General features: G+C 47.0%; 27 protein-coding genes. 6 read left to right on the top strand and 21 right to left on the bottom strand.

The annotated features are described in order from the left end of the window. Positions 1-23: 23 nt before the first annotated feature. Entirely contained in the window at positions 24-527 is a 504-nt protein-coding gene (gene lyxE, locus LWH95_RS02575) for a D-lyxose ketol-isomerase (protein ID WP_119913419.1), read from the bottom strand. Between the two features lie 15 nt (positions 528-542). Next, complete coding sequence (locus LWH95_RS02580) at positions 543-1403, bottom strand: SDR family oxidoreductase (protein ID WP_019257500.1); 861 nt, start codon at positions 1401-1403, stop codon at positions 543-545. A 150-nt stretch (positions 1404-1553) separates the two neighbouring features. Here LWH95_RS02580 and LWH95_RS02585 point away from each other — a divergent pair, with 150 nt between their 5' ends. Then, positions 1554-2150, top strand: a complete 597-nt coding sequence (locus LWH95_RS02585) for a class I SAM-dependent methyltransferase (RefSeq protein WP_208111862.1) — start codon at positions 1554-1556, stop codon at positions 2148-2150. 17 nt (positions 2151-2167) lie between these two features. On the opposite strand, the gene LWH95_RS02590 is transcribed toward LWH95_RS02585, so the two are convergent. From LWH95_RS02590 to pbpC, 4 genes are all read right to left on the bottom strand, one after another. After that, on the bottom strand, positions 2168-3679 hold the full coding sequence (locus LWH95_RS02590) for a class I adenylate-forming enzyme family protein (RefSeq protein ID WP_232918895.1): 1512 nt from the start codon (positions 3677-3679) through the stop codon (positions 2168-2170). Between the two features lie 211 nt (positions 3680-3890). Continuing rightward, on the bottom strand, positions 3891-5975 hold the full coding sequence (mtlR, locus tag LWH95_RS02595) for a mannitol operon transcriptional activator MtlR (protein ID WP_232918896.1): 2085 nt from the start codon (positions 5973-5975) through the stop codon (positions 3891-3893). Positions 5976-6165: 190 nt separating this feature from the next. Then, positions 6166-7068, bottom strand: a complete 903-nt coding sequence (locus LWH95_RS02600; RefSeq protein ID WP_084994623.1) for an aldo/keto reductase — start codon at positions 7066-7068, stop codon at positions 6166-6168. Between the two features lie 100 nt (positions 7069-7168). Beyond that, positions 7169-9175, bottom strand: a complete 2007-nt coding sequence (gene pbpC / locus LWH95_RS02605) for a penicillin-binding protein 3 (protein ID WP_232918897.1) — start codon at positions 9173-9175, stop codon at positions 7169-7171. Positions 9176-9326: 151 nt separating this feature from the next. On the opposite strand from pbpC, the gene LWH95_RS02610 reads away from it, so the two are divergent. Then, the gene (locus LWH95_RS02610; protein ID WP_019257494.1) at positions 9327-9614 is read left to right on the top strand and encodes an antibiotic biosynthesis monooxygenase family protein; all 288 of its coding nucleotides are present in this window, start codon (positions 9327-9329) and stop codon (positions 9612-9614) included. A gap of 5 nt (positions 9615-9619) precedes the next feature. Here the strand turns inward: LWH95_RS02610 and LWH95_RS02615 are convergent, their stop codons facing one another. The 9 genes from LWH95_RS02615 to LWH95_RS02655 all read right to left on the bottom strand — a co-directional run bounded on the left by LWH95_RS02615 (position 9620) and on the right by LWH95_RS02655 (position 17042). Beyond that, positions 9620-9865: a YczI family protein gene (locus LWH95_RS02615; RefSeq protein ID WP_003240256.1), complete on the bottom strand. Its 246-nt coding sequence runs from the start codon at positions 9863-9865 to the stop codon at positions 9620-9622. Between the two features lie 172 nt (positions 9866-10037). Beyond that, entirely contained in the window at positions 10038-10679 is a 642-nt protein-coding gene (locus tag LWH95_RS02620; RefSeq protein WP_225516411.1) for an SGNH/GDSL hydrolase family protein, read from the bottom strand. Positions 10680-10742: 63 nt separating this feature from the next. Next, a complete protein-coding gene (locus LWH95_RS02625) occupies positions 10743-11495 on the bottom strand; it encodes an IclR family transcriptional regulator (protein ID WP_232919003.1) in 753 nt (250 codons plus the stop codon). Positions 11496-11510: 15 nt separating this feature from the next. Beyond that, complete coding sequence (pxpC, locus tag LWH95_RS02630) at positions 11511-12518, bottom strand: 5-oxoprolinase subunit PxpC (protein ID WP_080010742.1); 1008 nt, start codon at positions 12516-12518, stop codon at positions 11511-11513. 2 nt (positions 12519-12520) lie between these two features. Further along, positions 12521-13243, bottom strand: a complete 723-nt coding sequence (gene pxpB / locus LWH95_RS02635; protein ID WP_060397936.1) for a 5-oxoprolinase subunit PxpB — start codon at positions 13241-13243, stop codon at positions 12521-12523. 44 nt (positions 13244-13287) lie between these two features. Continuing rightward, a complete protein-coding gene (locus tag LWH95_RS02640) occupies positions 13288-14079 on the bottom strand; it encodes a putative hydro-lyase (RefSeq protein WP_332880171.1) in 792 nt (263 codons plus the stop codon). 5 nt (positions 14080-14084) lie between these two features. Next, entirely contained in the window at positions 14085-15299 is a 1215-nt protein-coding gene (locus tag LWH95_RS02645; protein WP_232918898.1) for an NRAMP family divalent metal transporter, read from the bottom strand. Positions 15300-15320: 21 nt separating this feature from the next. Then, the gene (gene pxpA, locus LWH95_RS02650) at positions 15321-16088 is read right to left on the bottom strand and encodes a 5-oxoprolinase subunit PpxA (protein WP_232918899.1); all 768 of its coding nucleotides are present in this window, start codon (positions 16086-16088) and stop codon (positions 15321-15323) included. A 204-nt stretch (positions 16089-16292) separates the two neighbouring features. Further along, the gene (locus tag LWH95_RS02655) at positions 16293-17042 is read right to left on the bottom strand and encodes a Cof-type HAD-IIB family hydrolase (RefSeq protein WP_232918900.1); all 750 of its coding nucleotides are present in this window, start codon (positions 17040-17042) and stop codon (positions 16293-16295) included. 132 nt (positions 17043-17174) lie between these two features. Here LWH95_RS02655 and LWH95_RS02660 point away from each other — a divergent pair, with 132 nt between their 5' ends. Beyond that, entirely contained in the window at positions 17175-17339 is a 165-nt protein-coding gene (locus LWH95_RS02660) for a hypothetical protein (RefSeq protein WP_003240240.1), read from the top strand. Positions 17340-17374: 35 nt separating this feature from the next. Here LWH95_RS02660 and LWH95_RS02665 read toward each other — a convergent pair whose 3' ends face one another. Beyond that, a complete protein-coding gene (locus LWH95_RS02665; RefSeq protein ID WP_232918901.1) occupies positions 17375-17767 on the bottom strand; it encodes a 3-hydroxyacyl-ACP dehydratase FabZ family protein in 393 nt (130 codons plus the stop codon). 84 nt (positions 17768-17851) lie between these two features. On the opposite strand from LWH95_RS02665, the gene LWH95_RS02670 reads away from it, so the two are divergent. Beyond that, entirely contained in the window at positions 17852-18448 is a 597-nt protein-coding gene (locus LWH95_RS02670; RefSeq protein ID WP_232918902.1) for a dienelactone hydrolase family protein, read from the top strand. Here the strand turns inward: LWH95_RS02670 and LWH95_RS02675 are convergent. The 5 genes from LWH95_RS02675 to LWH95_RS02695 form a co-directional block, all read right to left on the bottom strand. Further along, on the bottom strand, positions 18443-19510 hold the full coding sequence (locus LWH95_RS02675) for a tartrate dehydrogenase (RefSeq protein ID WP_232918903.1): 1068 nt from the start codon (positions 19508-19510) through the stop codon (positions 18443-18445). The genes LWH95_RS02670 and LWH95_RS02675 overlap by 6 nt on opposite strands. Before the next feature lie 87 nt (positions 19511-19597). After that, a complete protein-coding gene (locus LWH95_RS02680; RefSeq protein ID WP_232918904.1) occupies positions 19598-20719 on the bottom strand; it encodes a mannitol-1-phosphate 5-dehydrogenase in 1122 nt (373 codons plus the stop codon). 1 nt (position 20720) lies between these two features. Further along, positions 20721-21152 (bottom strand): PTS sugar transporter subunit IIA, encoded by a 432-nt coding sequence (locus tag LWH95_RS02685; protein ID WP_100275830.1) that lies wholly within the window; start codon positions 21150-21152, stop codon positions 20721-20723. Between the two features lie 24 nt (positions 21153-21176). Beyond that, positions 21177-22610 (bottom strand): PTS mannitol transporter subunit IICB, encoded by a 1434-nt coding sequence (locus LWH95_RS02690; protein WP_232918905.1) that lies wholly within the window; start codon positions 22608-22610, stop codon positions 21177-21179. Positions 22611-22782: 172 nt separating this feature from the next. After that, positions 22783-23136, bottom strand: a complete 354-nt coding sequence (locus LWH95_RS02695) for a reductase or disulfide isomerase (protein ID WP_003240226.1) — start codon at positions 23134-23136, stop codon at positions 22783-22785. 164 nt (positions 23137-23300) lie between these two features. On the opposite strand from LWH95_RS02695, the gene ycnK reads away from it, so the two are divergent. Both ycnK and LWH95_RS02705 read left to right on the top strand, forming a co-directional pair. Beyond that, positions 23301-23873, top strand: a complete 573-nt coding sequence (gene ycnK / locus LWH95_RS02700) for a copper uptake transcriptional regulator YcnK (RefSeq protein WP_003240224.1) — start codon at positions 23301-23303, stop codon at positions 23871-23873. Positions 23874-23907: 34 nt separating this feature from the next. Further along, entirely contained in the window at positions 23908-25533 is a 1626-nt protein-coding gene (locus LWH95_RS02705) for a copper resistance CopC/CopD family protein (protein WP_232918906.1), read from the top strand. The last annotated feature ends 10 nt before the right edge of the window (positions 25534-25543 follow it).

Below are 25543 nucleotides of genomic sequence, written 5' to 3' on the forward strand. Positions count from 1 at the left end.
GGATGGGCTGTTACGCCTCATCCTTATATTCTTGGATCGGTAAAGATATCATGTTGATCTGTGCTCGTCGAAGACATTTCCGTCACCACGGCACCTTCTTCCCCGGCCTGGAACCAATGCTTGGTGTTCGGCGGAATCGTATATTGCCCGCCCGGTTCAAGTTCAATTTCGTGCCAGACCGTATAGTGTTCTCTGTCCTCCTGCGGTGGGAGAACCTTTGGAAGCTGCGTTTTTTCTCCTTCTACGTAAAGATACACTTTTCCGTAGCGGCATCGGAATGTCTCCTGCTTGCCTTCCTGGCCGTTGACCGGCGGATGGCGGTGTTCCGGGCAAGTCTGTCCCGGAAACAGCACCAGTTCCTTTGAGCAATAACGGTCTGTATTGACGTAGATGAAGAGCTGGAGCCCGACTTTTCTTTCTTTTCCTAAGCCGTAGTCCATCAGCTGGATTTGGTCTAGTTCCTCATCCGTTAATACAATACCAGCTTTTTGAAAGTAGCTGTTTACTTCCTCTTTCGTGATGCTCATGTGTCTCACTCCCTCTTACGTCGTCACAAAATCTCCGCCGTTGACATGCAGCGTCTGGCCTGTCATGTAAGATGACTCATCTGAAGCCAGCAGCACATAGCAGCCGACGTGCTCAACAGGCTGACCCGGACGGCCCATTGGCGTATTTTGCCCAAATTGAGCGACTTTATCTTCAGAGAACGTAGATGGGATTAATGGTGTCCAGATTGGACCCGGTGCCACTGCGTTTACGCGGATGCCGTCTTTGACAAGCGCCTGCGCCATTGTTCTTGTAAAGGCATTGATCGCGCCTTTTGTTGCTGTATAATCAATCAGCGTCGGGTTCCCGCGATACGGATTGATAGATGTCGTGTTGATGATGGCGCTGCCTGGTTTCAAGTAATCAATTGCTTTTTTAGTCAAATAAAATTGAGAATAAAAGTTTGTTTTGAATGTGCGGTGAAGCTGTTCGCTCGTAATGTCTTTGATGCTTTCCTTCGGGTGCTGTTCACCGGCATTGTTTACAAGGATGTCCAGGCCGCCTAGTTCCTTGACCGTATTTTCAACCGCTTCATTGCAGAATTCCTCTTCGCCTACGTCACCAGCGATCAGCAGGCATTTTACGCCTTCTTGTTCTACACGCTTCTTCGTCTCTTCGGCGTCCCCATGCTCATCCTTATACACAATGGCGATGTCAGCGCCTTCCTTTGCGTAAGCGACGGATACCGCGCGTCCGATCCCGCTGTCGCCGCCTGTAATGAGCGCTACTTTTCCTTTTAATTTGTCCGCTCCCTTATAATTCTCATACTCATACACCGGACTTGGATTCATTTCGCTTTCAATTCCCGGCTGGCGATTTTGGGTTTGGGCCGGCAGTTCTTTTGGATAATTGGCCATGATGATTCTCCTCCTTTGTTTTCATGTCTATTTGTTGTGTACCTCACACGTTCTTTGGATAAACATGGATTGGCACCTTCGCATTGCTTTATCAGAAAAATGTTTCACATGAAACGCAAGGAGGAAATAACTTGCAAAGGGGGTTGCTGAATGATTAACATGCTTTCTAAAAAATTCAGCAAGCCAAAGGGCGTATTCGGCATGATTGCCGGGTACATCATGGCTGCTGAAAATAGAACACTGAATCAGTGGACAATAGATCAGCTGGGGATCACACGCGGGGACAGTATTTTAGAAGTGGGGTTTGGGCCGGGATACTGCATGCAGCAGGTGCTGAAGCGTGAAAAGGACGTTGATCTTCACGGGATTGATGTGTCAGAGGTGATGCTGAAGCTGGCCGCCCGCAGAGTAAAATCGAAGCCTGTTTGCCTGATACAAGGAAGCGTCGAGACATTTCCTCTCACCGACTCGTTTTATAATAAAGTGATTTCCGTTAACAACTACACCATTTGGAATGACCAGACAAAAGGCGTAAAACAGATTTATCGGGCGCTAAAACCCGGCGGCAAAGCAGCGATTACGATGCAGCCGAGGGAAGCAGACGCCAGTCCTAAGAAAACCAAATCATTTGGGAAACAGATGATTGCTGACTTCAAAGCAGCCGGCTTCGAAGACATTGAGTTGCAATTTAAAAACATTAAGCCTGAGCTTTCTGTCTGTGTTACTGCAAAAAAGCCCGCCACATAAGTGACGGGCTTCTTCTTTTACGAATGTACGGCCTGCTTGCGCAAGACGTCTTTTTTTACTTTGCCGAGGTTATTTTTCGGCAGTTCGTTAACAAATTCAACTTCAGGTATTTTGTAAGCGGAAAGGCGTTCCTGGCAAAATGCGATGACATCCTCTTCCGTTATACGCTGGCCGCCGTTTGTCACGATAAAAGCTCTCGGTCTTTCCCCGTACAGCGGGTCTGGTATACCAACTACCGCTGTTTCAAGGATTCCCGGGATCTGCTGGATGACTTCTTCAACCTGATCCGGATAGACGTTATCGCCTCCGTAAATTATGACATCCTTGTAGCGTCCAGTGATGAAAATAAAACCATCTTCATCTACATAGCCTGAATCTCCGGTTTTGAACCAGCCGTTTTGCAGCACTTTTGCTGTCGCTTCAGGGTTGTCCTCATAGCCTTTAAATAAGAATGGCGTGTGAACAACGATTTCGCCGATTTCTCCTTGAGGGAGTTCTTCTCCCGTCTCAGGATCTTCGACTTTGACTTTAACGCCTTCCACAGGTTTCCCCGCAGATGCCGCTTTATCCATTCCCATCTCAGGCAGCCATGTGCTGATTCCCCAAGCCTCAGTGCTTCCATAGCCGTGCGCCAGTGTAATGCCGATATCAAGATAGCGGCGGATCAGGCTGCTCGGCACTTTTGTTCCGCCTGTCATCAAAATCACAAGCGAAGATAAGTCGGTTTGATGCGTTTCCCACGCTTCAAGCAAATACGTGTAAAACACAGGAAGAGCCATCACGGTTTGAATTTTTTCTTCTTCAATGACCTTCAGCATATGAACAGGATCTTGATCCTTTGTAAAAATGAAGGTTGTTCCCGCAAAGGTTCCAAGCATGATGCAAATGAGCGCACTCGTATGATAAATCGGGTGGCACGCAAGAAAACGAAGGCCCTTCATGCGTGTTGTTGAGCTGTTGGATCTTGTTACGTATCTGTATATGCCGCCATGTGTGATCATGCATCTTTTCGGGTTTCCTGTCGTCCCAGACGTAAACATCAGAAGCGCTGTATCGTCAGGAGAAACCATTTCAGTTTCAGGCAAATGATCAGGACCGGCAAACAGAGCTTCAAATTCAGCAGATGTTTCGTAAGCTGTTCCTGTTTCCATCGTAATCCGGAGTGTGGACAGTTCAGGAAGAACTTCGTCCAGTGTTTCTTTAAACTCCGCTCCGTAAAACATTGCTTTCGGTTCACTTGCTTTTAAAATGCCTGTCATTTCATATGGTTTCAGCTGCCAGCTGACAGGTACGACAACAGCACCTATTTCAAGCGCGGCGAACATAACAGTTGATGCGGGATGGCCGTTTTTGCAAAGCAATGCAACGCGGTCGCCTTTTTGAATTCCTTTTTGCAGCAGGGCATTCGCCAGCTGGTTAATCCGTTTGCGGTAACCTGCATACGTCAGTGTATGGGCTCCGCTTTTTACAGCCTCTATTTCTTCGCTATCCGGCATGTCATGCAGAATAAGATGCTGTAATGTCTCCATATCGTCATCTCCTATATTCTCTTGAATCTTCAATAATTTGTTAGATTTTCTTCCTTGCCTCACCCATTTTAACCCAAAAAAGATCACTTGTAAAACAATTTCATTTTGGAATTATTCTATTACTGAATGATAAAATAGTCCCGCATTTTCTTATTTTTTACCCCATTCACATAAAAACACACGCCAATTTTTTGACGTGTGCCATGTACTGTTATGGTATGTTTTTTTCTTTCATCCAAGTGAAAAATATGCTGTTTAACCGCTGATACAGTTCTTGTTCTCCCTCTTCCTGAAACCCCGCCATGCTTTCGCTGCTCTCGATAATGGCGGAGCTGATCGCGCTTAAAATCTCCGATCCTTCAGCAGATAATGAGCCAGGCGCCATCATCACGAGGATGCGTGTCATACTGAGGGTATTTCCGTCCATGCCATTCACTTCATAAGAGGTGCTGAGATCATACATTTTGAAAAAAGGCAGGACGATTTCATCATTTTTGAGATGATAGAGCGCCATGTTTGTCCCCGGGATCCCCAATCCCCCTTGTTTCTCCCGCTCCGCCAGGCAAACCGCGGCTTTTTTCGGATCACGGATCAAGCCATCCTCCTTCAGCTGCTGGAAAAGCTCTAACAGGAGCATGCTATGATCGGGTTTCGTTTTGATGTGTGTAAGTGTAAAGTGGCGCAGCACATCTTGGATGACAGCCATATACCGCCCCATGCTTTCCGACGCTGCCAGCATGTCAGGTACATCAGCTTGCTGCGCCTCTTCCTTCGGGCTTCTATTTCTCTCAAGAATGAGCGGAATTTTTCGCTTGATATACTGCTTCACCTGGTTTGCGTCTTCCTCATTTAAAAGCGGACTGACCATAATGTAATCAATGTTTTCGTAAGGAATCGGAACGGTGGAAACAATCATGTCATAGGACTGAACTTCCCTGCCCTTCAGCTCGATCAGGGATGACATGTCAAACGATTCAATCTCCGGCAGCTCTTTCTTCAGTCTGGAAGCTAGCATTTTCGAAGAGCCGATCCCGCTTGAGCAGACGACAAGCGCTTTCACTTTTGCTTCTTCTTTTTTGATTTCAAGGGCCGAGCCGAAGTGAAGCACGATAAAAGCGATCTCATCATCAGAAAAGGACATGCCCGGAAAATACTTTTCCACGCCTTCTTCGATCGCCATATAGAGCAGAAAATAATCGCGTTTGATCTGTTCCTTCATCGGATTGTATATCTCGATATTTTCTTTTATGCGGCTGACGGCCGGCTCCAAATGGGCAATCAGGCCTTCATATAAAGAGTAGTTTTTCGTGAGATCCATTCTGATTTTGTCTGAAATAAAAGCAATGAGCCGCTTTGTTTGCAGAGCTGTTTCCAGTTCGATTTCCTGCGCTTTGTATTCTGTTTTGTATTTCCGATTGGCGCTTCGAAGGTGGATCGTGATATAACCGACCTCCGCCTCCGGAATCGTCACGCTGAAGGCACGTTCAAGCTCGCCCGCGATTTCAAGAGCGGAGCTGTATTCTTTCGCATTTTTCAGTTCCTCAAGCTCATTTTGCTCCATGGTGATGGTTTCTCCAAGCTGGATCCGTTCGATCGCAAACGTCAGATGGACGACGAGCGCTATATAGGAGCTGTCGGACAATGAAAAAGCGATTTTTTCTTTCAGCTGAAACAAGATACGCTCCATTTTTAACAGCTCGCCTTTGCTGACTACGCCGAACATTTTCTCTGAAGAATCTGCTTTTCCTTTGATATTTAATTCAACCGCTTCCAAAAACATTTGGATGTCGAGGCGATTCACAATCAGGTTGCCGACAATTTTACGTTTCGCATTCTCCGGCCCTATAAGCTGGATGCCAAAGCCTCTTTTACGGATCAGTGTCAAACCGAAGGGAGAAATCCATTTTTCGAGCTCATCTAAGTCGTAGCTGACCGTGGCATTCGTCACCTGCAGATCATGGGCTAGCGTGTACAGCTTGACGGGCTCCTGAGACTCTAATAACGAACAGAGAATGAGCAGTTTTCGTTCGTCCGCGCTATATTCATGCTGTTCATATGATAAATCGGTAAGCAGTTTTTGTTTATCCTCGGGACTTCCCACTGCCTTCAACCCTTTGCCAGGCTGTTTATCGAGCGTAAGCCCGACGGTTTCCATCAGCGGCTTAATTGATTTGAGCTCCCTGTGGATGGTTCTCGTGCTGACTTCCATCAGCTCAGCAAGCTCAGTTACGGTTACATATCGGCTTTGTAATAATAAGTGCTTTAAAAGCTTTTGTTCTCTGGCAGTCATATACATAAAAAAGGCCTCCTAGACAGTCGTGTTGTGCGGATGAAGTTGCAAAGGAGATTTATGAGAGGAAAAAAGAGAGGTTTCTTTATAATATAAAACGCTTTCAAATGAGATTCAATCACTTATAAATGGGAATTTGGCACTAAGCGGTGTGACAATATTGAAAAAGCACCAGCTGCTAAGCTGATGCTTTTTGTTATGGAATATCGTAACCCTGTGCAGCTGTAAAAATACGGAACCACTGATCATGGTCAAGCTTGTATGCCAACGCATTTACTGCGGCAGAAATCCGCTCTCGTTTTCCGCTTCCGACAATCGGCATGATGCCGGCCGGATGCGTGAACAGCCATGCATACATCACCTCGTCCAATGAAGCGGCGCCGATTTCCGCCTGAACGGATTCAAGCGCCGTGCGGACACGGCGGTCTTTTTCCGTGTCACCAGTGAATACTCTGCCGCCTGCCAGCGGTGACCAAGCCATCGGTGAAATCCGTTTTTCCTGGCACAGGTTCAGAGTGCCGTCCAGAACATTTTCTAATTCATATGCGGAAAGCTCAATCTGGTTGGTCACGAGCTTCTCAGGCAAATACGATTCCAGCATGCGATACTGGTGATCTTTAAAATTCGAAACGCCGAAGTACCTGACCTTGCCGGAGCCTTTCAGCGCCTGAAACGCCTCTGCTACTCCCTCCGGATCCATGAGCGGGTCCGGTCTGTGAATCAGCAGTACGTCAATATAATCCGTTCTAAGGTTTAGAAGGGATTGCTCAACGGATGCCAAGATATGTGATTTGCTTGTGTTATAATGATGCGATCTGTGAGCGGGACGTTCAGGTGATTCAAGAACGATGCCGCATTTTGTGACCAGCTCTATGTTTTCTCTTAATCCGGGCGAAAGGGCAAGGGCGTTTCCAAACAGCTTTTCGCACGTATAGCCTCCGTAAATATCCGCATGATCAAAGGTCGTGATGCCGTGATTGATACACCATTCAATGAGGCTGAGCAGTTCAGCATCTGAATAGTTCCATTCATTCAGCCGCCAAAGCCCGTGTATGACTCTTGAAAATTGAAGATCCTCCGCCAATTGAATACGCTGCATGCAAAATCCCTCTTTTCCTTGTATAAACCGGGTCTTGCCCCTTACTAGTTCATTCGGCCTCAGATCCCCTTTTTCCTTTCGCTCCCGTCAAAAAGGTATTTTAATTCGATTGAAATAGCTTCTTCGCTTTCTCCACAACATAGTGGCTGCCGCCGCGGTCCTGAACATTTTGAATCATCATGGCGACAAGCAGGTCTTTGTTTTTGTAATCGTAGCCGACGAACCAGCCATTTTCTGCGCCGTCTTTATCATCTTTTGATGTTTTCAGCTCAGCTGTTCCTGTTTTTCCGGCAACAGTGATTCCTTTCACGACAGGCTGATACGCTGATCCGCGCTCGTCTTCCACAACGCCTTTCAGACCTTTTGTAATGTCTGCCGCTCCTTCCTTCGTGACCACTTGCTTGTGCCAGACATCAGCTGTTTGTGAGTCTTTTTTGATCAATGTCGGTTTGACAAGATCCCCGTTGTCAACAAATGGTGTGTAAGAAGCTGCCAAGTGAAGCGGAGACATTTGCATTTGCCCTTGTCCGTACCCTGTATCCGCAAGCAAAATGTCTGAATCGAGCTTGTCATTTGCGATAGACGACTTCTGGGTCGGGAATTCATATGGAATGTCCTCTGAGAAGCCAAACGTTTTCAACCCTTTTGTAAAGTTGTCTGCCCCCATATCAAGCGCGTTCTGTGCAAAATAAATATTGTCTGATGTAATGAGGGCATTTTCCAGATCGACTTGCTGAAGTCTCTCAGACACACGTGTCACTGAATAACCGCCCCAGCTTGAATCCTTTTGCCACTCTTTTCCTTTTATTGTTTTCTTCTCATCTGCTTTAAGGGTGCCATTTTTGATTCCGATGGCAGCCGCAATCGGTTTAATCGTAGAACCCGGTGCGTATGTTTTGTTGAATTTCGCTGAAAACGGATTGTTTTTATCTTCGTTTAGTTTTTTCCATTCCTTATCACTCCAGCCGAAAATAAATCCGTTTGGATCGTAAGAAGGCGCGCTGACAAGAGCGAGTGTTTCACCTGTCTTCGGCTGCAGTGCAACTGCCGTGCCGCTGTCATCCTTCAATTCATCATACAGCTTCGTTTGCGTGTTGATATCAATTGTGAGATGAAGATCCTCGCCGTCCTTCGCTTTCTTTTCAGCGATGACTTCTCCGGTTTGCGGCACGTAGATTTTCCATCCGGTTGTGCCTCTTAGTTTGTCCTCATACACATTTTCAAGTCCGGCGATGCCGGTGTTAGACGTATCACTGTACGTTCCGTCTTTCTTTTTCTTCAATTCTTCTGCAGTAATAGCGCGGACATAGCCTGTTAAATGGGCTGTCTTTTCGCCATACGGATAATAGCGGGAGCTAACATTCGTTCTTGTCACGCCTTGTAATGACGTCGCCTCAGACACTAATTTTTTCTGGTCCGGCTTGACTTTTTTGAGCGGCACAAACGAATCGTCTTTCACCCAGCTTTGATTCAGACTTTTCTTGATGTCATCTTCAGTCAAATCAAGTTTTTTCGCGAGCTCTTTTATGACTTTTTCTTTTTTATCGCCAAGCTCTCCGGGAACAATTCCGATTTGAGGAACATCTGTATTGATGGCTAAGCCTTTCCCGTTTTTATCGTAGATTTGGCCGCGTTTCGGTTCAATGCTGGCGATTTGCACTGTTTTGTCATCAGCCAGCTGCTTGAAAATAAACGACGGATCCCAATCTATATTCCATGACTCCTCATCATCTGTTTTTTGTTTTTTCAGCACAGCGGTATTTTTGAAGCTGACCTTGCCCGCATTTGTATCCATGCTGACTTTATATGGGATGTGCTTCATTGTCTCGTTGTCTTTATCGTCCTCATCCACTTCTCCCGCAGTGACTTTCAGATTTTTTACGCCTGCCTGCTCATAGATGGTTTTATACCTGTTGACGAAATCTTTTTTGGAGATTTCTTTTTTAACATCTTTGGTCAGGCTTTGATACATGTCATCGAATTGCTGATCGTTCCATTGTTTCACAAATGCTTCCATGCGATCCTCTGGTGAATCTGTCTTGGAGCATCCGATTAAACCAATCAATCCGACGCATAGAAATACTAGTAGAATACACTTTTTTAACATGACTTTCCCCTGCCTTCCATTTGTTATTTTCTCTTAAATGAATTGGTGCGTGCAAGATTTTTTTGAAAATGAAGGAAAAGGTTCACCGATTTTGCAGAAATCTCCTGTCGTTTGCTGTAGACTATTTGAAAAGACGGAAAGAAGGGATGACATGGTCAGAGAGGCAGCAATGCTTCACATTAAAGAAGGGCTTGAACAAGAGTTTGAGGAGGCGTTCCGGCAAGCGGCGCCGATCATTTCCGGCATGAAGGGCTATATCACGCACTCGTTATCAAAATGCATGGAAGAAACGCATAAATATTTGCTGCTTGTGGAGTGGGAAACACTTGAGGACCATACGGAAGGCTTTCGCGGTTCTTCAGAATATCAGGAGTGGAAAGCCTTGCTCCATCGGTTCTATACCCCGTTCCCGACGGTCGAGCATTTTCAGGATGTGTAATAGATTTATATAATATGAAGTGTAAAACCGATGAGAGAGACAGACCATACGAAAACGGCGGTATAAATATTAAAAGCGCCTGAGCCGTCGTTTTCTTTTTTGCGCTCTTCAAGCCCCTGCATAAACATGACTGCGCCAAGAAAGACGAGCATGACCGATTGAATAACAGAGGTATGTTCCGTATAGTTAAAAGCAATAAGCGCCAGTATAATAATGATAACCGCAAAAGACATTTTAAAAATCCGAAACAAAAGGACCATCCTTCCTTATATACGAAATATTGAACGTTATGGCTATATTTGCCTACGTCCTCCATTATTCTAGCGCACTTTGTTTGTCTGTAGAACAGAAGACAGAGAATTTTAAGTTTCTTTTAATATTTCAATCACACATAAAAAACGCGCCCTTCATGAGGCGCGTTTTTTATGAAACTGACAATTCTTTATAGCCTAACTTGTGAACGGCTTCAGCCATCGCTTGATAGCCTTTGCTGTTCGGATGGACACCGTCAAAGGACAGATATTCCTGCTCTTTTCCTTTGAAGATGCTGTAGGCATCCGCGATTTTGACATGGGGTGCTGATGCAAGTGTTTCTAAATGTGAATTAAAAGATGTGATCCATTTGCCAGCGATTTCAATTCCGGGAAACGGATTATATAAGTTGAATACACGGATGGCGTACGGGGACGGATTTTCTCCTTTGATTTCGGCGATTTTGGCAATCATCTTTTCAAAATTCTCATGGCAATGGGCAGATGCATGGCTGAAAATCGTTTCATCCTTAGACGTTTGGTAGGCTAAGACTGAATCGATCAGATCATTTCCGCACCCTGTGATCGTTATCATGTCTGCGCCCTTAATGCACTTTTGCACAAAGGGATATGACAGGAGCCCCAGAATTTCTTCTGTATTTAAACCTGATTTGGCAAAGATGGATATTGCCGTTTCTGTTTGCAAGTCGGCTTCCATCATGTCTCCGAAACGCTGGACGAAGCCGGGAGAAAACAGCCCGGAGCCTCTCCCCGTCGTCAAAGAATCCCCCAGAGCTGTATATTGAAGCACCATGTTCTTTCCTCCACTCCTGAACGTCGATACGTTAATGTACGCAGTAGAGAAAAGATCGGCTACTTATGAATACCCTATTTTTCTGGAAATCTGCAAAGCAGCGTCCTTCACCTTTTCCGTTAAATAAGGCAGCCTGTCTTCTGTAAACCTTGCTTCAAAGCCTGCAATGCTGATGCCGGCTGCGACTTGCCGCTTATGGTTAAAAATCGGGGCACCGATAGCCGCTGTATAGTTTTCGAGCTCTGAATAGCTGACGGTATAGCCATTTTTCACAGAGGCATCAATCTCCTGCAGCAGTTTTTCGGGATCAGTAATCGTCCCGGACCCAATTGAAATGAGTTCCGTTTGTTTGATGTATGTTTCAATTTCTTCACGGGGAAGAAAGGACAAAATGCTTCTGGCGCACGCTCCCGCATACAGAGGAGAACGCCTGCCGATCGCCGTGTACAGCCGCACAGTCTGCGTCCCTTCTATTTTCTCAACGTATATCGCTTCATTGCCGTCTCTCATGATCAATTGCACGGCCTCATCCACTTCACTGCACAGCTCTTCCATCACCGGTTTCGCTATTTTTCTGATATCCAGCCTTTCAGCGACGAGCTGGCCGAATTCCAAAAACACCAGTCCCAGCGAATAAGCGCCTGACGAATCCCGATTGAGGAATCCCATTTCCTCTAAAGAGCTGACCATACGGTGAACAGAGGTTTTCGGCATTCCTGACAGCGACACCAGTTCACTTAAGGTAAGGCTTGGTTCATGCAAAAACAAATTAAGCAGAGCCATAGATTTGACTACGGTTTTGTTTTTATTCTGCATCATTCATCCCCTTTGTTATGTCAGCCATTCCATCTTCATTCTCGTTTTCAGTTCTTTTATATGCTGTTCCCGTTCAATCGCAAGTGCTTCCGCTTCCTGAAGGGATACAGGCTCAAACTGGACTTGCTCGCCCGGCATGATTTGCGAGACAATCGGAAGGTCAGCGGATATAATGTGCGCGATCCTCGGATAGCCGCCGGTCGTTTGCCGGTCTGCAAGCAGAATAATCGGGTTGCCATCAGGCGGCACCTGAACCGTTCCAAAGGAAACCGCTTCCGACACCATCTCAAGCGGCGCCTTCAGTTCGAGCGGTTCTCCTTTGAGCCTGTAGCCCATACGGTCGGATTGCGGCGTGACACGAAACGTTTCTTCATAAAAACGTGTTTTTGATTCTTCTGTGAAAAAGCCGAATTGTTTTCCTTCCAGCACCCGAATGACGGGATTCTTTTTCAATGGCAGAAACCTGCCGCGGCTGACGGACCATTTCGGTACTGCAAATCCTTGCTTTCCAAGCTGAGGGCTTAATCGGGAAAGGATGGTTTGCGAAAGGGATGACATCTCTCTAATGGACAGTTCATCTTCCTTTTGAAGCGCTCTGCCATGATGTCCGCCGATGCCTGCTCTGACGTACGTGCTTTTGCTTTCCATGACGGCAGGCACATCGAAGCCGCCGGCTGCCGCTAAATAAGCACGGCTGCCAAGTTTGCAGGGGCCAAAACTGACTGTGCTGTTTTCCTTGACGAGCACAGGCTTCCATAAAGGCGCTTCCTCGTCGTTAATACGCAGGGTGAAGTCCGCCCCTGTCACTGCAATCAGCGTCGTTTTCGAAAAATAAAATGACGGTCCGGGCCCCATCAGCGTAATTTCAAGACCGGCTTCATTTTCGCTGTTGCCAATCAGCAGATTTGCAATGCGCAGCGAAACCGTGTCCATGGCGCCGCTTGCCAGAACGCCGTATTTTTGATAACCCGTTCTGCCTATATCCTGAACCGTTGTGAGCAGTCCAGGCTTTAACACTTTCATGCTCAATTGGACTCCTCCTTATAGGCGTGATAGTCTTCTTCTGAGATGCGCACGAATTTCACAGTGTCTCCCGCCCGCAGTAATGTCGGCGGGTTTTCCTGCGGCCGGAAAAGAGCCAGCGGCGTTTTGCCGATCAGCTGCCAGCCGCCCGGCGTCGAAATCGGATAAACGCCTGTCTGCAATCCCGCAATTCCGACTGAACCTGCAGGAATCGACGGTCTTGGTGATGATTTTCTTGGAGCGGCAATGCGTTTGGACATCCCGCCTAAGAAAGGAAAACCTGGAGCAAAGCCAAGCATATACACAACATATTCGCCGCTTGTATGAATGTCAATGACTTCCTCCGGTGACAGCTGATTGATCTTCGCCACCTCTTCTAAATCCGGCCCGAATTCACCGCCATAACAGACAGGAATTTCTACAATACGGCGGCTGTTTTCATAGTCTGCGGCTATTTCCTTCAGCCGCTCTTCGACATCGCACTTGACCTTCTCAAAAGGTGAGCTTATCCCTTGAGGCAAATGCTTGTACACTTCATACATATCATAAAATACCGTCAGACTTGTAAAAGCCGGGATGCATTCAATGAATCCCGGAAATGGCTGTTCTTCTATATAAGCGGCCGCGGCATGGACAAGGCCGTTGACCTGCTCGTTTATCTCTTCTCCGAATCGGATCATCATTGCAGAATCACCGAGCTGTTCGATTTGGCATCGTACAGTCATCTTTCTCACCTCTTTTATTTCTCGTTCATCAGGAGGACGAGAGGTTACAGCACCGCAAGTGACTCGTCTCGAATATCTGTGATGAGCATATGCCCCGGCGCATGTGTGATGACCATTTCAGGTTTTACATTCATAGCCACGGCTTGCGGGGTCACTCCGCATGCCCAAAAAACAGGAACCTCGCCTTCATGAATGGAAACGGCATCTCCAAAATCCGGTTCGTCCAAATCGCGAATCCCGATTGCTCCCGGATTGCCGATATGGATCGGTCCTCCGTGCACAGCCGGAAAACGTGAGGTCACCTGAGCGGCGCGTACAGCCTGCCGTTCTGGAACAGGTCTCATACTTACAACCATTTGTCCTTGAAACGCCCCCGCCGGAACACAATCGATATTCGTTTTATACATCGGGACATTTGTCCCCTCATCAATATGCCGGACAGCTATTCCATTGTTGATCAGCGCCTGTTCAAAGGAGAAACTGCATCCGATCAGAAAGCCGACAAAGTCTTCCTCCCAGTACGGCGTGATATCAGATACTTCTTCCGCCAAGACACCGTGCCTGTAAATACGGTATTTCGGAAAGTCCGTTCTGATATCAGCATCCGGCGCAACCAGTGACGGCACAGGCGAACCTGCTTCTGTCACATCCAGCACAGGACAGGGCTTTTGATTTCGCTGGCAAAACAGCAGAAAATCAAAAGCAAGGTCTTTCTTCAAAATCACAAGGTTCGCTTGGGCATAGCCGCCGGACATGCCTGCGGTCGGCCCGTTTATTTTTCCCTCTCGTATCAGGGCGCGCACATCCTTCGGCGCCATTTTGTTTAATTGATCCACCTTAATCAGCTCCACAATTGAGGAAGTTGTGTAAATAACGTGTAGACTCCCATAACAGCCATTACGATAACAACAAGTGCACCTGAAACGGTCAGCCAAAGCGGATGCTTATAATCACCGATAATGTTTTTCTTATATGCGGCAATAAGCAGCGTTCCGAGTGCAATCGGCAAAATCAAGCCGTTCAGAGATCCGACAAGCACGAGGATTTTCGCAGGCTGTCCGATTGTGACAAAAGCTAACGTAGAAATCACGATAAATCCGATAATAATACCGCGCGAATTCTTTTCGATTTTTGGAGAAAAGGTTTTGAAAAACGAAACAGATGTATAGGCTGCCCCAATAACAGATGTAATCGCCGCAGACCACATGATCAATCCGAAAATTTTATAACCGACATTTCCAGCAGCCAGCTTGAAGACAGACGCCGCAGGGTTGCTTTCATCGATGTGCAGGCCTTTTGACACAACGCCAAGCACCGCAAGGAAAAGAGCGATACGCATAACAGATGTAATTAAAATGCCGACAACCGAGCTTTTTGTCACCTGCGGGATTGATTCCTTCCCTTTAATTCCTGCATCGAGCAAACGGTGTCCCCCGGCAAATGTGATATATCCGCCGACGGTTCCGCCCACCAGTGTGACAATAGCAAATATGCTGATATGTTCCGGGACGAATGTATGTGTAATAGCCTGTCCAACCGGCGGAGCTGTTGTCGCCGCGACGTAGACCGTTAAAATAATCATGACGAAGCCCGCAATTTGCGTAAAGCGGTCCATCGCTTTTCCTGCTTCTTTAATGACAAAAATCAAAATGGCAATCACGGCGCTGATTAAGGCGCCTGTTTCTGGTGTAATGCCGAACAACACCTGAAGCCCCAGCCCGGCACCTCCGATATTCCCGATATTAAAAGCCAGTCCGCCAAGCACGACGAGAATGGCGATGAAATACCCTAGTCCGGGAAGCACCATATTCGCAATTTCCTGGCCGCGTTTTCCAGAAACCGCGATGATGCGCCATACATTGGTTTGGGCAAAAATATCTAAAATAATAGAAATTAAAATAACAAAACCAAAGCTTGCCGCGAGTGTGTTTGTGAATGTAGCGGTTTGTGTCAGGAAACCCGGACCGATCGCTGATGTCGCCATTAAAAAGGCGGCACCCATCAGCAACGACCAGCTGCCTGCTTTTTTTCCCGCTGCCTTTTTCTGCTGCTCCATCTATTGCTCCTCCTTTATGTTTTACTTCTGTGCTGAAATAGCGGTTACATCAATTCCTGCCGCTTTTAGCTCTTTTCTGATTTTTTGCGCAAATGTCAGCGCGTGGGCCCCGTCTCCGTGAATGCAAACCGTATCTGCTGTTAAGGACACATCATGTCCTTGCTGAGACTTGACCGCCCCTTCTTTCACCATTTTGATCACCTGGCTGACAGCGGCATCATCGCTTTCAATAAGTGCGTCCGGCTGGGAGCGCGGTGTGAGCGTGCCGTCCGCTTGATACGTTCTGTCGGCGAACACTTCACTCGCTGTTTGCAGTCCGATCCGTTGCCCCGCTTTTACGAGCTCGCTCTCAGCAAGACCGAAAAGAATCAGACCGGGATCAACCTTGTAGACAGCTTTCGCAATGGCGTCCGACAGCTTTTGATCGACTGCCGCCATATTGTACAAAGCACCATGCGGTTTGACGTGCTGCATGTGAAGGCCTTCTGCTTTTAGAAAACCAGAGAGCGCGCCAATCTGATAAACAACAAGGTCATACGCTTCATCAGGGGAGATTGCCATATTGCGGCGACCGAAGCCGAGTAAATCCGGCAAACCCGGATGGGCACCGATTTTTACGCCTTTTTCTGCCGCAAGCGCGACGGTTTTCCTCATGACACCGGGATCTCCTGCATGAAATCCGCATGCGATGTTCGCAGATGTGACATACTCTAAAATATCTTGGTCAAGGCCTATCGTGTAGGCTCCGAAGCTTTCTCCTAAATCACAGTTCAAATCAACTTGAAACACAGAATCCCTCCTGCCAAAGCAAACGATTTGCTTTATGTATTTATTGTTCCGTAATTCGGAATGACTATTCCGAATTTTTGAACTTTGTTTCATTATAATTCAATCATATAAGTTTGTGAAATACTTTTGTTAGAAAACCTACCATGGTCCCAGAAGAAAACCTACCAAACCAAAAAAGAGAGTCCATCTTAGGACTCCCTTTTTTTATAGTACCCAATGGCGAATCGCTTTAGCGACACCATCCTCAATATTTGTCTCCGTAACCCAATCAGCCGTTTCTTTCACGATGTCTTGCGCATTGCCCATTGCGACGCCCAGACCCGATTCTTTGATCATCGCGATGTCATTAAGGCTGTCGCCCATTGCCATCACATTCTCCATCGTAAAGCCGAGTTTTTCAGAAACCTTCGCAAGGGCTGCGGCTTTGTTGATTCCGAGCGCATTGACCTCGATGTTTGTCGAGCTTGAATTTGTGATTTCGAGTTCTTTGTTTTTTCTCAGCTCCTCCAGCACTTCGTTTCGGATGTCGTCATCCTCAATGTCAAAACCGAATTTGAGCCATTCATGATCCGTAATGTTTTCCGGAAACTCGCCTCTCCATACTTTATTCACCGTAGAAGCCCAGAAATTGGTGTTGTGCTTATTCCGCAAATCCCACATCATCTGAATATGATCCGTATGGAGCAGCTTTCGTTCCACCAAATTAAAATTCGAGTCCCAGATTTCGCTGCCGTTTGCCGTAATTAAAAAGGAAGACAGCTTCAGCGATTCCGCCAGCTCCCGGCACGTCATCAGCGTCCGGCCTGTGCTGATCACCACATACACGCCTTTATCCTCTGCTTCACGAATGGCTTTACGGTTTTCATCCGAAATCAGCTGCTCGTCATTCAGCAGTGTTCCATCCATATCAATAGCGATCAGCTTGATATCCACATCTTCTCTTTGAATAGACATATATGTACCTCTCTTTATCTTTTAATTGTGCTTCTTTCTATTCTAATACATTATACCCAGCGGAACAAAAATGCGATTTCGCATGTTTGAGGTGCACTGATAAGAGGAAAACAAACGGTGAGGTGATCAAACATGACAGAAAGAAAACAGAAAAACAAACCAAATGAAAACCCCGAACACAATGACTTAACCGATCCGATTCCGAATGAAGAGCTGAAGGAAAACATGAATGATGAAAAACACAAACGCCAGCAAAGAGATCACTCACAAAGCGAACGGGATTACGATACAAAATAATAGAACCCCTCACAAATCGTTGTGAAGGGTTTTTTTCATTTTTCAATATAGATGCCGATTTCAGCTTCAGCAACAGGCTGCCCGCCGACTGACGCCTTGGCATGTCCAAACACAAACCCGCGCCGATTGCGCGTGACTTCAAACGTAAGATCAAGCCGGTCACCAGGTATGGCCGCGCCCAGCTTTTCCGCTTTCTTCACGGATGACAATAAGCCCAAGCTGTTCTCATCTGTAATCCCTGTAAAAGCCGCGGTTTGCGCAAGTGCTTCAATCACAAGTGAAAACGGCATTTCTGTTTGCGTATCAGTCATAAACCAGTCGTTTTCACTGACCAGCTTATAAGCGGCTGCATGTTTTCCGGGCTCGGTTTCCGTCACGCCATCAATAAATAAAAACGGATAGCGGTGAGGCAAAGATAATGAGTTCATTCTATTTCTCCTTTTTTGACCATTATATATCAGCCTCAATCTGAACGATAGGATATAATGGAAAAAACGCAAAAGGAGACCATTATGTCCCAAAAACCGCTCGTCATTCTCGCACACGAAATATACGGTGTAAACAGCCATATGAAAAAAATCGCCCGGCTGATCAAAATGGCTGGATATGAGGTGGTGACACCTAACCTGCTCGAGGATGGTGAAGTCTACAGACTGCAAGAGGAAAAAACCGCATACGAACAGTTTACAAAACATGAACGGCTGAAAACGGGAGAAACCATCATTCAGAGCCTGATTAGGCAACACGCGGGACGGCGCATCTTTGTGATCGGATTCAGCGCGGGCGCAACGATCGCATGGAAATGCAGCAGTATGCCTGAGGTGAGCGGAGCTGTTTGTTATTACGGTTCCCGGATACGCGATTCCCTTGATCACGTGCCAGTCTGCCCGGTTCTATTGTTTTTCCCTTCATATGAGCCGTCGTTTGATGTTGCGCTTCTCATCAAAAAACTGCAGGAAAAACAGCAACCCGATTTGGATATATATCAATTTGATGCTCTTCACAGCTTTGCCAATCCTGATTCGGTTTATTTTGACAGGGCAGTCTTCTTCAAGACGCTTTCCATCATAAAAAACGAGGCAGCAAAACTGCCCTGCCCTGTTTTATGATTGTTTTCTTAAACGCGCACAGATTTCGTCAGTGACCTCAGCTGTTGTGCTTTGTCCGCCAATGTCGCGTGTTTTGATGCCGTCAGCTGTTACCTGTTCCATCACATCGAGGATTTTCGCTCCCAGTTCTTCCTCTCCGAAATGGTCAAGCATCAGCTTCGCTGTCCAAATCTGGCCGATCGGATTAGCTAGGCCCTGTCCGGCAATGTCGGGAGCTGAGCCGTGAACCGGCTCGAACATGGACGGGTATTTGCCGGACGGGTTAATGTTCGCAGACGGCGCAATGCCGATGCTTCCCATCAGGCTTGAGCTGATGTCGGTTAAAATATCACCGAACAGGTTGCTCGCCACAATGACGTCAAACGTTTCCGGACGCGTCACAAAAAAAGCGGCCAGCGCATCAATATGCTGGGATGACGTTTCGATTCCGCTGTAATCAGCGGCAGTCTGCTGAAAGACTTCATCCCAAAACGGCATCGCGTGATAAATGCCATTAGACTTTGTCGCACTTGTCACATGCCCGCGCCGTTTTTTCGCCAATTCGAAGGCAAAACGCATGACACGCTCTGTCGCTTTTCTCGTAAACACGGCATTCTGGATGGCGATTTCATCGTCACCCCTGTGAATGCGTCCGCCGACTTCACTGTATTCACCTTCACTGTTCTCGCGAATCACCACGAGGTCAAAATCATTTGGATGCAGAAGCGGCGACGTAATGCCCGCCATTTCTTTGGCAGGTCTCATATTTATGGAAAGCTCAAGCTCCCTCCGGATCTTCAGCAGCAGCCCCCATAACGAAATATGATCGGGAACCAGCTTCGGATTTCCGACTGCTCCCAAGAAAACCGCTTCAAATTGAGTAAGCGTATGTATTCCGTCTTCAGGCATCATTTTGCCGTGTTCCATGTAATAATCACAGCTCCATGGAAAAGCCGTAAATGAGAATGACAAACCTCCGTGCACCTCAGCAGCTGTATGAAGCACTTTCTCAGCAGCCGCCACAACCTCTTTTCCTACTCCGTCTCCCGGTATTGCCGCAATCTCGAATTGTTTCATCGTCATTCTCCTCCCCCTGTTATCGTAAGCGTTTTCTATTATACTAGATTGCGAGATGGTAAAAAAAGCCCGTGACATGCTGTCACGGGTCGGTTATTGGTTGAGTTTCTTTAAAACGATGGCATGCAGCGGTTCATGAGACTGAATGCCGCACACCTCTTGAAGCACGCCGCTGTACCCTTTTTCTTCGATCAGCGCTTGCAGTTCAACAGCTTCAGGGTCACCGGCAAAGTCAAAGCGCAGTGCTGCGGCAATCCCTTCCGCCAGTGCATTCGGCTCTTTTATTTTCTTTGCCGGGCCTACGAGTCTATCATTCTCTCCCAACTTTCTGAGAGGTGATCTCGCCACACGGGTCACATCGTCCGTAATGAATGGATTTTCAAAGCGTCCGATGATTTTTTTGATATATTGTTCGTGTTCGGCTTGCTTAAAGCCATACGTTTTAACGAGATAGTCACCGGTTTCAAGCAGCGCCGAATGAACGACACGGCGGATTTCCGGATGGTCGATTGCTTCTTTGACCGTTTTCAGTCCGCGCTGATAGCCGACATACGCTGTCACCGCGTGTCCGGTATTGACCGTAAACAGCTTACGTTCGATGTACGGCGTTAAATCATCAACAAACAGCGCTCCGTTAATGGCCGGCGTTTTCCCTTTAAAGCCTGATTCATCAATGACCCATTCAAAAAACGGTTCCACCGATACTTTGAGCGGATCTTCATGATGCTGAATCGGCACGATCCGGTCAACGGCTGAATTCGGAAAACCGACCGTTTCACTGACGGATTCCCGCTCTGCTTCTGTTAAGTGGCTGTATATCTCTTTCTTCAAAAAGCTGCTGCCGCCGATCATATTTTCACAGGCAATGATATTCAGTGTGTTTGCAGTGTTTCTTCGTCTTAAACCTTCTGCGATAGCTGGAGCAATCAGCTTTAACACGTTCGGGCCAACCGCCGTTGTAATGAGCGCCGCCTCATTGATCAGCCGATACAGCTCCTCTTGCTGGCTGCCGCTGTTAATGGCACTGACCGGGCCGATCACCTCTAATGAATGACCCTCTTCAGCGAGCTCCACCGTGTATTCCCTTTTTTCATTAAGGAGGCTGACCATCGTATCGTTCACATCCGCAAACACCACATCATAGCCGGAATGGTGAAGCAGCGCGCCGATAAACCCCCTCCCGATATTTCCCGCACCGAAATGTAAGGCGATCATGTCAGTTCACCTCGTTGAAAATGGCAATCAAATCTTCTTCGCTTTTAGCTGAGATCAGGCGTTCAATGTTTTCTTCTTCTGAGCAGATAATCGCGATGTTAGACAAAATGTCTAAATGCTCATTATTTTTCCCAGCAATGCCGAATACCACTTTTGCCGTGTTGCCTTCACCGTACTCGACACCATCTGGAATTTGTATGATTGAGATTCCAGAGTGAAGCACCTCACTTTTCGCTTCTTCTGTGCCGTGAGGAATCGCAATGAAATTCCCCATAAACGTAGAAGACGTTTCTTCCCGTTCAAACATTTTGCCAATGTAATCTTCTGTCACATAGCCGTTGTCAATCAGCGTTTGGCCTGCTAATTTGATGGCCTCTTCTTTTGATGATACCGTTTGATTGAGTTTAATATTTTCCTTTGCGAGTACTTGCATGAATATCACTCTCTTTCTATGAAGTTACTTTTTAAGCTTTTCAATAAGCTCGTCGTATTTCGGGCTGTTTAAGAAGTTATCCACTGATATGTGCGTCGCGTTCGGCAGCTTCGCTTTCGCGCGATCTGTTAAATCTTTATGGGTGATGACAATATCCGCATCGCTTGAGAGATTGTTAATGGCCGTGTTGGTCACGCTGATATCAAGCTCCGCTTTTTTCACTTTATTTCTTAAGATGGATGCTCCCATGGCGCTTGATCCCATTCCCGCATCACACGCAAAGATAATTTTGTTTACGCTTTCAGGAGACAGCTCAGACGCTTCCTCAGCTTTTGCTTGTTCCGCTTCTAAAGCAGCAGCTGCTTGGCTTTTCTTCCCCTTCATGGACTGCATTTTTTCTGTTGCTGCAGCGAGGTCTTCTTCGCTTGCTTTTGAGGATTTCAGGATCACTGCTGATACGATGAACGAAACAGCTGCAGCGACCAATACACCCGCCAATACGCCGAAGTAACCTCCTCTTGGCGTCATCGCCATCAATGCGATAATGCTTCCCGGTGACGATGCTGCGACAAGTCCGGCATTAAAGATCGTGAACGTTAAGAGTCCGCTTGCTCCGCCGGCAATGGCCGCCAGAATCAAGGCCGGTTTCATCAAAATGTACGGGAAGTAAATCTCGTGAATCCCGCCGAAGAAATGAATAATCGCCGCGCCGGGAGCCGTTGACTTTGAAGAACCTTTGCCAAAGAACATGTACGCCAGCAAAATGCCGAGCCCCGGTCCAGGGTTTGCTTCTACTAAGAACAGAATCGATTTTCCCGTTTGGGCTGCTTGCTCGATTCCGATCGGACTTAAGATTCCATGGTTAATGGCATTATTTAGGAACAACACTTTCGCCGGTTCCACAAAAACGCTGGCTACAGGCAGTAAATTAGCGTGTACAATGACTTCCACACCGGCTGCCAGCAGTTTGTTTAACGTCAGGACAACCGGACCGATGGCGTAAAACGCGAGAATCGTTAAAGCCGCGCCGACAATCCCTGCCGTAAAGTTGTTGATCAGCATTTCAAAGCCTTGTTTGACTTTATCCTTGAACAATTTATCAGTCTGTTTAATGAGGTATCCGCCAAGCGGTCCCATGATCATTGCACCTAAAAACATTGGAATATCCGACCCGACAATCACCCCGATTGCCGCTGTTGCCCCGACGACTCCGCCGCGATGGTCGTAAATCATTTTTCCGCCTGTATACGCTATCAAAAGCGGCAGTAAATACGTGATCATCGGGCTGACAAGTGTATTCAGCTGTTCATTCGGAAACCATCCAGCCGGAATAAACAGCGCGGTAATGATGCCCCACGCGATAAACGCGCCGATATTCGGCATGATCATTCCGCTCAAATAACTGCCGAAGCGCTGCACTTTCACTTTCATGCCGCCTTGCTGCTGTTCTTGCTGCATATATAAACCCTCCCTGTTTTGTTTGTCGCTGTAAGATATAAAAAGATGTTCAGAGAATCATGCTTCCCTTTGACTCTATGTTAAAACGCTTACAGTCCCTATACAATTGAAAGTAAAGAGGACTTTGGCACACGGGTGTGACAATTTGTTAAAAATAAAAAGGCACCTGATATCAGGAGCCTTTTCTCTTTCCTCTATAAATAATGTTTCCGTTTTGTATCACGTACTTGGCAATCATCCGTTCACTCACAATAAAAACGGGATAGGCGCACACAAGCGCAAATACAGCCATCGGCACGTGCTGTACGGCCGGTATCATTGAACCTGCCGCATTGCGGAGGAGCAGCAAAAGATAAATGAGCAGCACGATGACTGCTAATGACACCAGCATAATCGGTGCTGATACTTTATATTCATAAAGCCGTTCCCGGCAGTGTCCGCAGCGAAATTGACAAGGCACATTTGACGATCTGACCATGTCGCCTGTCAAAGGTTTGCCGCAGTTCGGGCATACTGTTTCTTTCATAGGGTATTCCTCACTTTCCATTCCATATGTCTATTATACCAGAGTCCCTTCTGTTTCGTTTTGTTGCTGTTCAACACATTTTCACATTTTTTATCATCAGCTTACTTGTCTCTGTCTCTAAAATCCTCTACGCTTAAATAGATCTTAATGGAGGGGATGTATGAATGCTTCCGATTAATAGACAGCAACACATACTGAAGTGGCTGAATGAAGAAGGCGCGCTCAGAATTTCTGACATCAGCGCACGGTTCGGCGTTTCGGAAATGACGGTATACAGAGATGTCAATCAGCTTGTCCAGTCAAACCAAGTCATCAAAACAGCAGGCGGCATCACGCTCCCAGCCCGAACACCTCAAGCGGATCATATGTGCAGCTATTGCCTGAAGCCGGTCAATCAGGCCCATTCGGTTCAGCTGATTACGGTAAATCAAGACATCGAACAGCTATGCTGCGCACATTGTGCATTTTTGCGTTACGCAGATAAAACGGAAGAGGTTTCACACTTGATTTGCAGAGATTTTCTGTTACACACAACGGTTAGTGCCGGTTCGGCTTATTTCGTCGTAAATGCTGAATTAAACCTGCACTGCTGTCAGCCGCAGGCGATTCCGTTTGCGACACTCGATCATGCCGAACGGTTTCAAAAAGGATTCGGCGGAGCCGTCCGCACCTTCGACCAGGCGCTGGAGGACATGCTTCAAGACAGAAAAAAGCGCTGCACCTGCACCAAGACATAACACAACATATACAGCGGAAGGTGGTGTCTGAGTGATGAAGCAAAACAGATGGTGGATCATCCTTCTGCTTTTTCTTGTTTTCCTGCCGAAAACAAGCTTTGCTCACGCCTATATTGTCAAATCTTCACCTGGGCAAAACAGCGAATTAAAAAGCGCCCCTGAACAGGTGGAGATCGAATTTAACGAACCGATTGAAGAAGGGTTTCATTACATTAAAGTCTATAATTCAAACGGCGACCGGGTGGACACAGACAAGACTGAAATCAAAAAAGACAACAATCACATCATGTCAGTAAAGCTCAAAAAGAAGCTGCCGCATGATGTGTACAGAGCGGAATGGAATGCCGTGTCCGCGGACGGGCATCCCGTTTCCGGCGTCATTCCGTTCAGCATCGGGAAAGCGGACGGCGGATTCAGCAGCCAAAAAGCAGCCGGCTCAGCGCTGAATCCGGCAACAGCCGCAGACCGCGCGATACTGTATACAGCTTTATCTCTGTTTATCGGAACGGTTTTCTTCCATCTCTTCTGGTATAAAGGGGATTCAGAACAGCTCACCAAACGGACAAGACGTATCCTGATCGTTTCCATCGCCGCATTGGGTCTGGCGCTTTTGCTTCAGCTTCCGATTCAGACAAAAGCAAACGCGGGCGGCGGCTGGGGCAGCGCCTTCCAGCCGGGCTACATCAGAGAAACACTGCTTGAGACTGCCGGCGGCACCATTTGGATCATACAGGCCGTGCTGTATGTGCTGCTTGCACTGTCTGTGATCCCTGCGATACGCAAAAACCGCTTTTCGTCCTTCTACTATTGGACAGCGCCGCTCATTTTCTTTTTCGGTCTCCTGCTTGCCAAAGCGTTTACCGGACATGCTGCTGTCGTTGAAGAAAAAGCGATCGGCATTTTGATGGATTTCCTTCATTTATCTTCCGCTTCCATCTGGGTCGGCGGGGTTGCGGCACTCGTTTTGCTGCTCGCAAAAGAATGGAAGCAGCCTGATAAAACGCTCGCATGGGAAACGGTAAGCCGGTTCTCCCCATGGGCGCTTACTGCAGTCGGCGTCATTTTGTTTTCAGGCTTGCTCAATGGATTTTTCATCATTCGTTCCATGGATTCACTGTTCCATACTGCGTACGGCCAGGCTCTTTTAGTGAAAAGCGGACTGTTTGTTTTGATGCTGATCTTAGGCGCGATTCATTTTCTGCTCACCAGAAAACGGCGCCGTGCAGGAATCAGCGGAACACTGAAAGCCGAATGGGCAATCGGCATCGCTGTCTTAATCACAGCGGCCGTGTTTACAAGCCTGCCAAGCCCGCCTGAGCCGGCGCCAGAACCGTTCTATCAAACCAAAGCGATTGAAAACGGGCAAAGCGTGTCTCTCAGCATCAGCCCGAACCAGCCAGGCAAAAACGTATTTGAGCTGCGGGTCACTGACCATAACGGCGACCCGGTGAAAAACATCCAGCAAATCACGTTAACCATTTATAAAACAGGCCTGTCAGGAAGCGAAAACAAAAGCACGTTTCAATTAAAAGAGAAAACAAAAGGCGTCTTCCAGGATGAAAACCTATCCATTAATGAAAAGGGAAACTGGAAAATCAAAGTCCACGGGCTGACCGGAGACTTTAACGAAATCAATATCATGTTTACAAAGACCAATTAAAGGAGTGTTT

Source organism: Bacillus sp. G16 (assembly GCF_021282335.1).
GTDB lineage: Bacteria > Bacillota > Bacilli > Bacillales > Bacillaceae > Bacillus > Bacillus inaquosorum.

Bases quoted from the DNA above. Each gene is read 5' to 3' on its own strand.
- lyxE (WP_119913419.1), bottom strand. From the start codon at position 527: ATGAGCATCACGAAAGAGGAAGTAAACAGCTACTTTCAAAAAGCTGGT.
- LWH95_RS02580 (WP_019257500.1), bottom strand. From the start codon at position 1,403: ATGGCCAATTATCCAAAAGAACTGCCGGCCCAAACCCAAAATCGCCAG.
- LWH95_RS02585 (WP_208111862.1), top strand. From the start codon at position 1,554: ATGATTAACATGCTTTCTAAAAAATTCAGCAAGCCAAAGGGCGTATTC.
- LWH95_RS02590 (WP_232918895.1), bottom strand. From the start codon at position 3,679: ATGGAGACATTACAGCATCTTATTCTGCATGACATGCCGGATAGCGAA.
- mtlR (WP_232918896.1), bottom strand. From the start codon at position 5,975: ATGTATATGACTGCCAGAGAACAAAAGCTTTTAAAGCACTTATTATTA.
- LWH95_RS02600 (WP_084994623.1), bottom strand. From the start codon at position 7,068: ATGCAGCGTATTCAATTGGCGGAGGATCTTCAATTTTCAAGAGTCATA.
- pbpC (WP_232918897.1), bottom strand. From the start codon at position 9,175: ATGTTAAAAAAGTGTATTCTACTAGTATTTCTATGCGTCGGATTGATT.
- LWH95_RS02610 (WP_019257494.1), top strand. From the start codon at position 9,327: ATGGTCAGAGAGGCAGCAATGCTTCACATTAAAGAAGGGCTTGAACAA.
- LWH95_RS02620 (WP_225516411.1), bottom strand. From the start codon at position 10,679: ATGGTGCTTCAATATACAGCTCTGGGGGATTCTTTGACGACGGGGAGA.
- LWH95_RS02625 (WP_232919003.1), bottom strand. From the start codon at position 11,495: ATGCAGAATAAAAACAAAACCGTAGTCAAATCTATGGCTCTGCTTAAT.
- pxpC (WP_080010742.1), bottom strand. From the start codon at position 12,518: ATGAAAGTGTTAAAGCCTGGACTGCTCACAACGGTTCAGGATATAGGC.
- pxpB (WP_060397936.1), bottom strand. From the start codon at position 13,243: ATGACTGTACGATGCCAAATCGAACAGCTCGGTGATTCTGCAATGATG.
- LWH95_RS02645 (WP_232918898.1), bottom strand. From the start codon at position 15,299: ATGGAGCAGCAGAAAAAGGCAGCGGGAAAAAAAGCAGGCAGCTGGTCG.
- LWH95_RS02655 (WP_232918900.1), bottom strand. From the start codon at position 17,042: ATGTCTATTCAAAGAGAAGATGTGGATATCAAGCTGATCGCTATTGAT.
- LWH95_RS02660 (WP_003240240.1), top strand. From the start codon at position 17,175: ATGACAGAAAGAAAACAGAAAAACAAACCAAATGAAAACCCCGAACAC.
- LWH95_RS02665 (WP_232918901.1), bottom strand. From the start codon at position 17,767: ATGAACTCATTATCTTTGCCTCACCGCTATCCGTTTTTATTTATTGAT.
- LWH95_RS02670 (WP_232918902.1), top strand. From the start codon at position 17,852: ATGTCCCAAAAACCGCTCGTCATTCTCGCACACGAAATATACGGTGTA.
- LWH95_RS02675 (WP_232918903.1), bottom strand. From the start codon at position 19,510: ATGACGATGAAACAATTCGAGATTGCGGCAATACCGGGAGACGGAGTA.
- LWH95_RS02680 (WP_232918904.1), bottom strand. From the start codon at position 20,719: ATGATCGCCTTACATTTCGGTGCGGGAAATATCGGGAGGGGGTTTATC.
- LWH95_RS02685 (WP_100275830.1), bottom strand. From the start codon at position 21,152: ATGCAAGTACTCGCAAAGGAAAATATTAAACTCAATCAAACGGTATCA.
- LWH95_RS02690 (WP_232918905.1), bottom strand. From the start codon at position 22,610: ATGCAGCAAGAACAGCAGCAAGGCGGCATGAAAGTGAAAGTGCAGCGC.
- LWH95_RS02695 (WP_003240226.1), bottom strand. From the start codon at position 23,136: ATGAAAGAAACAGTATGCCCGAACTGCGGCAAACCTTTGACAGGCGAC.
- ycnK (WP_003240224.1), top strand. From the start codon at position 23,301: ATGCTTCCGATTAATAGACAGCAACACATACTGAAGTGGCTGAATGAA.
- LWH95_RS02705 (WP_232918906.1), top strand. From the start codon at position 23,908: ATGAAGCAAAACAGATGGTGGATCATCCTTCTGCTTTTTCTTGTTTTC.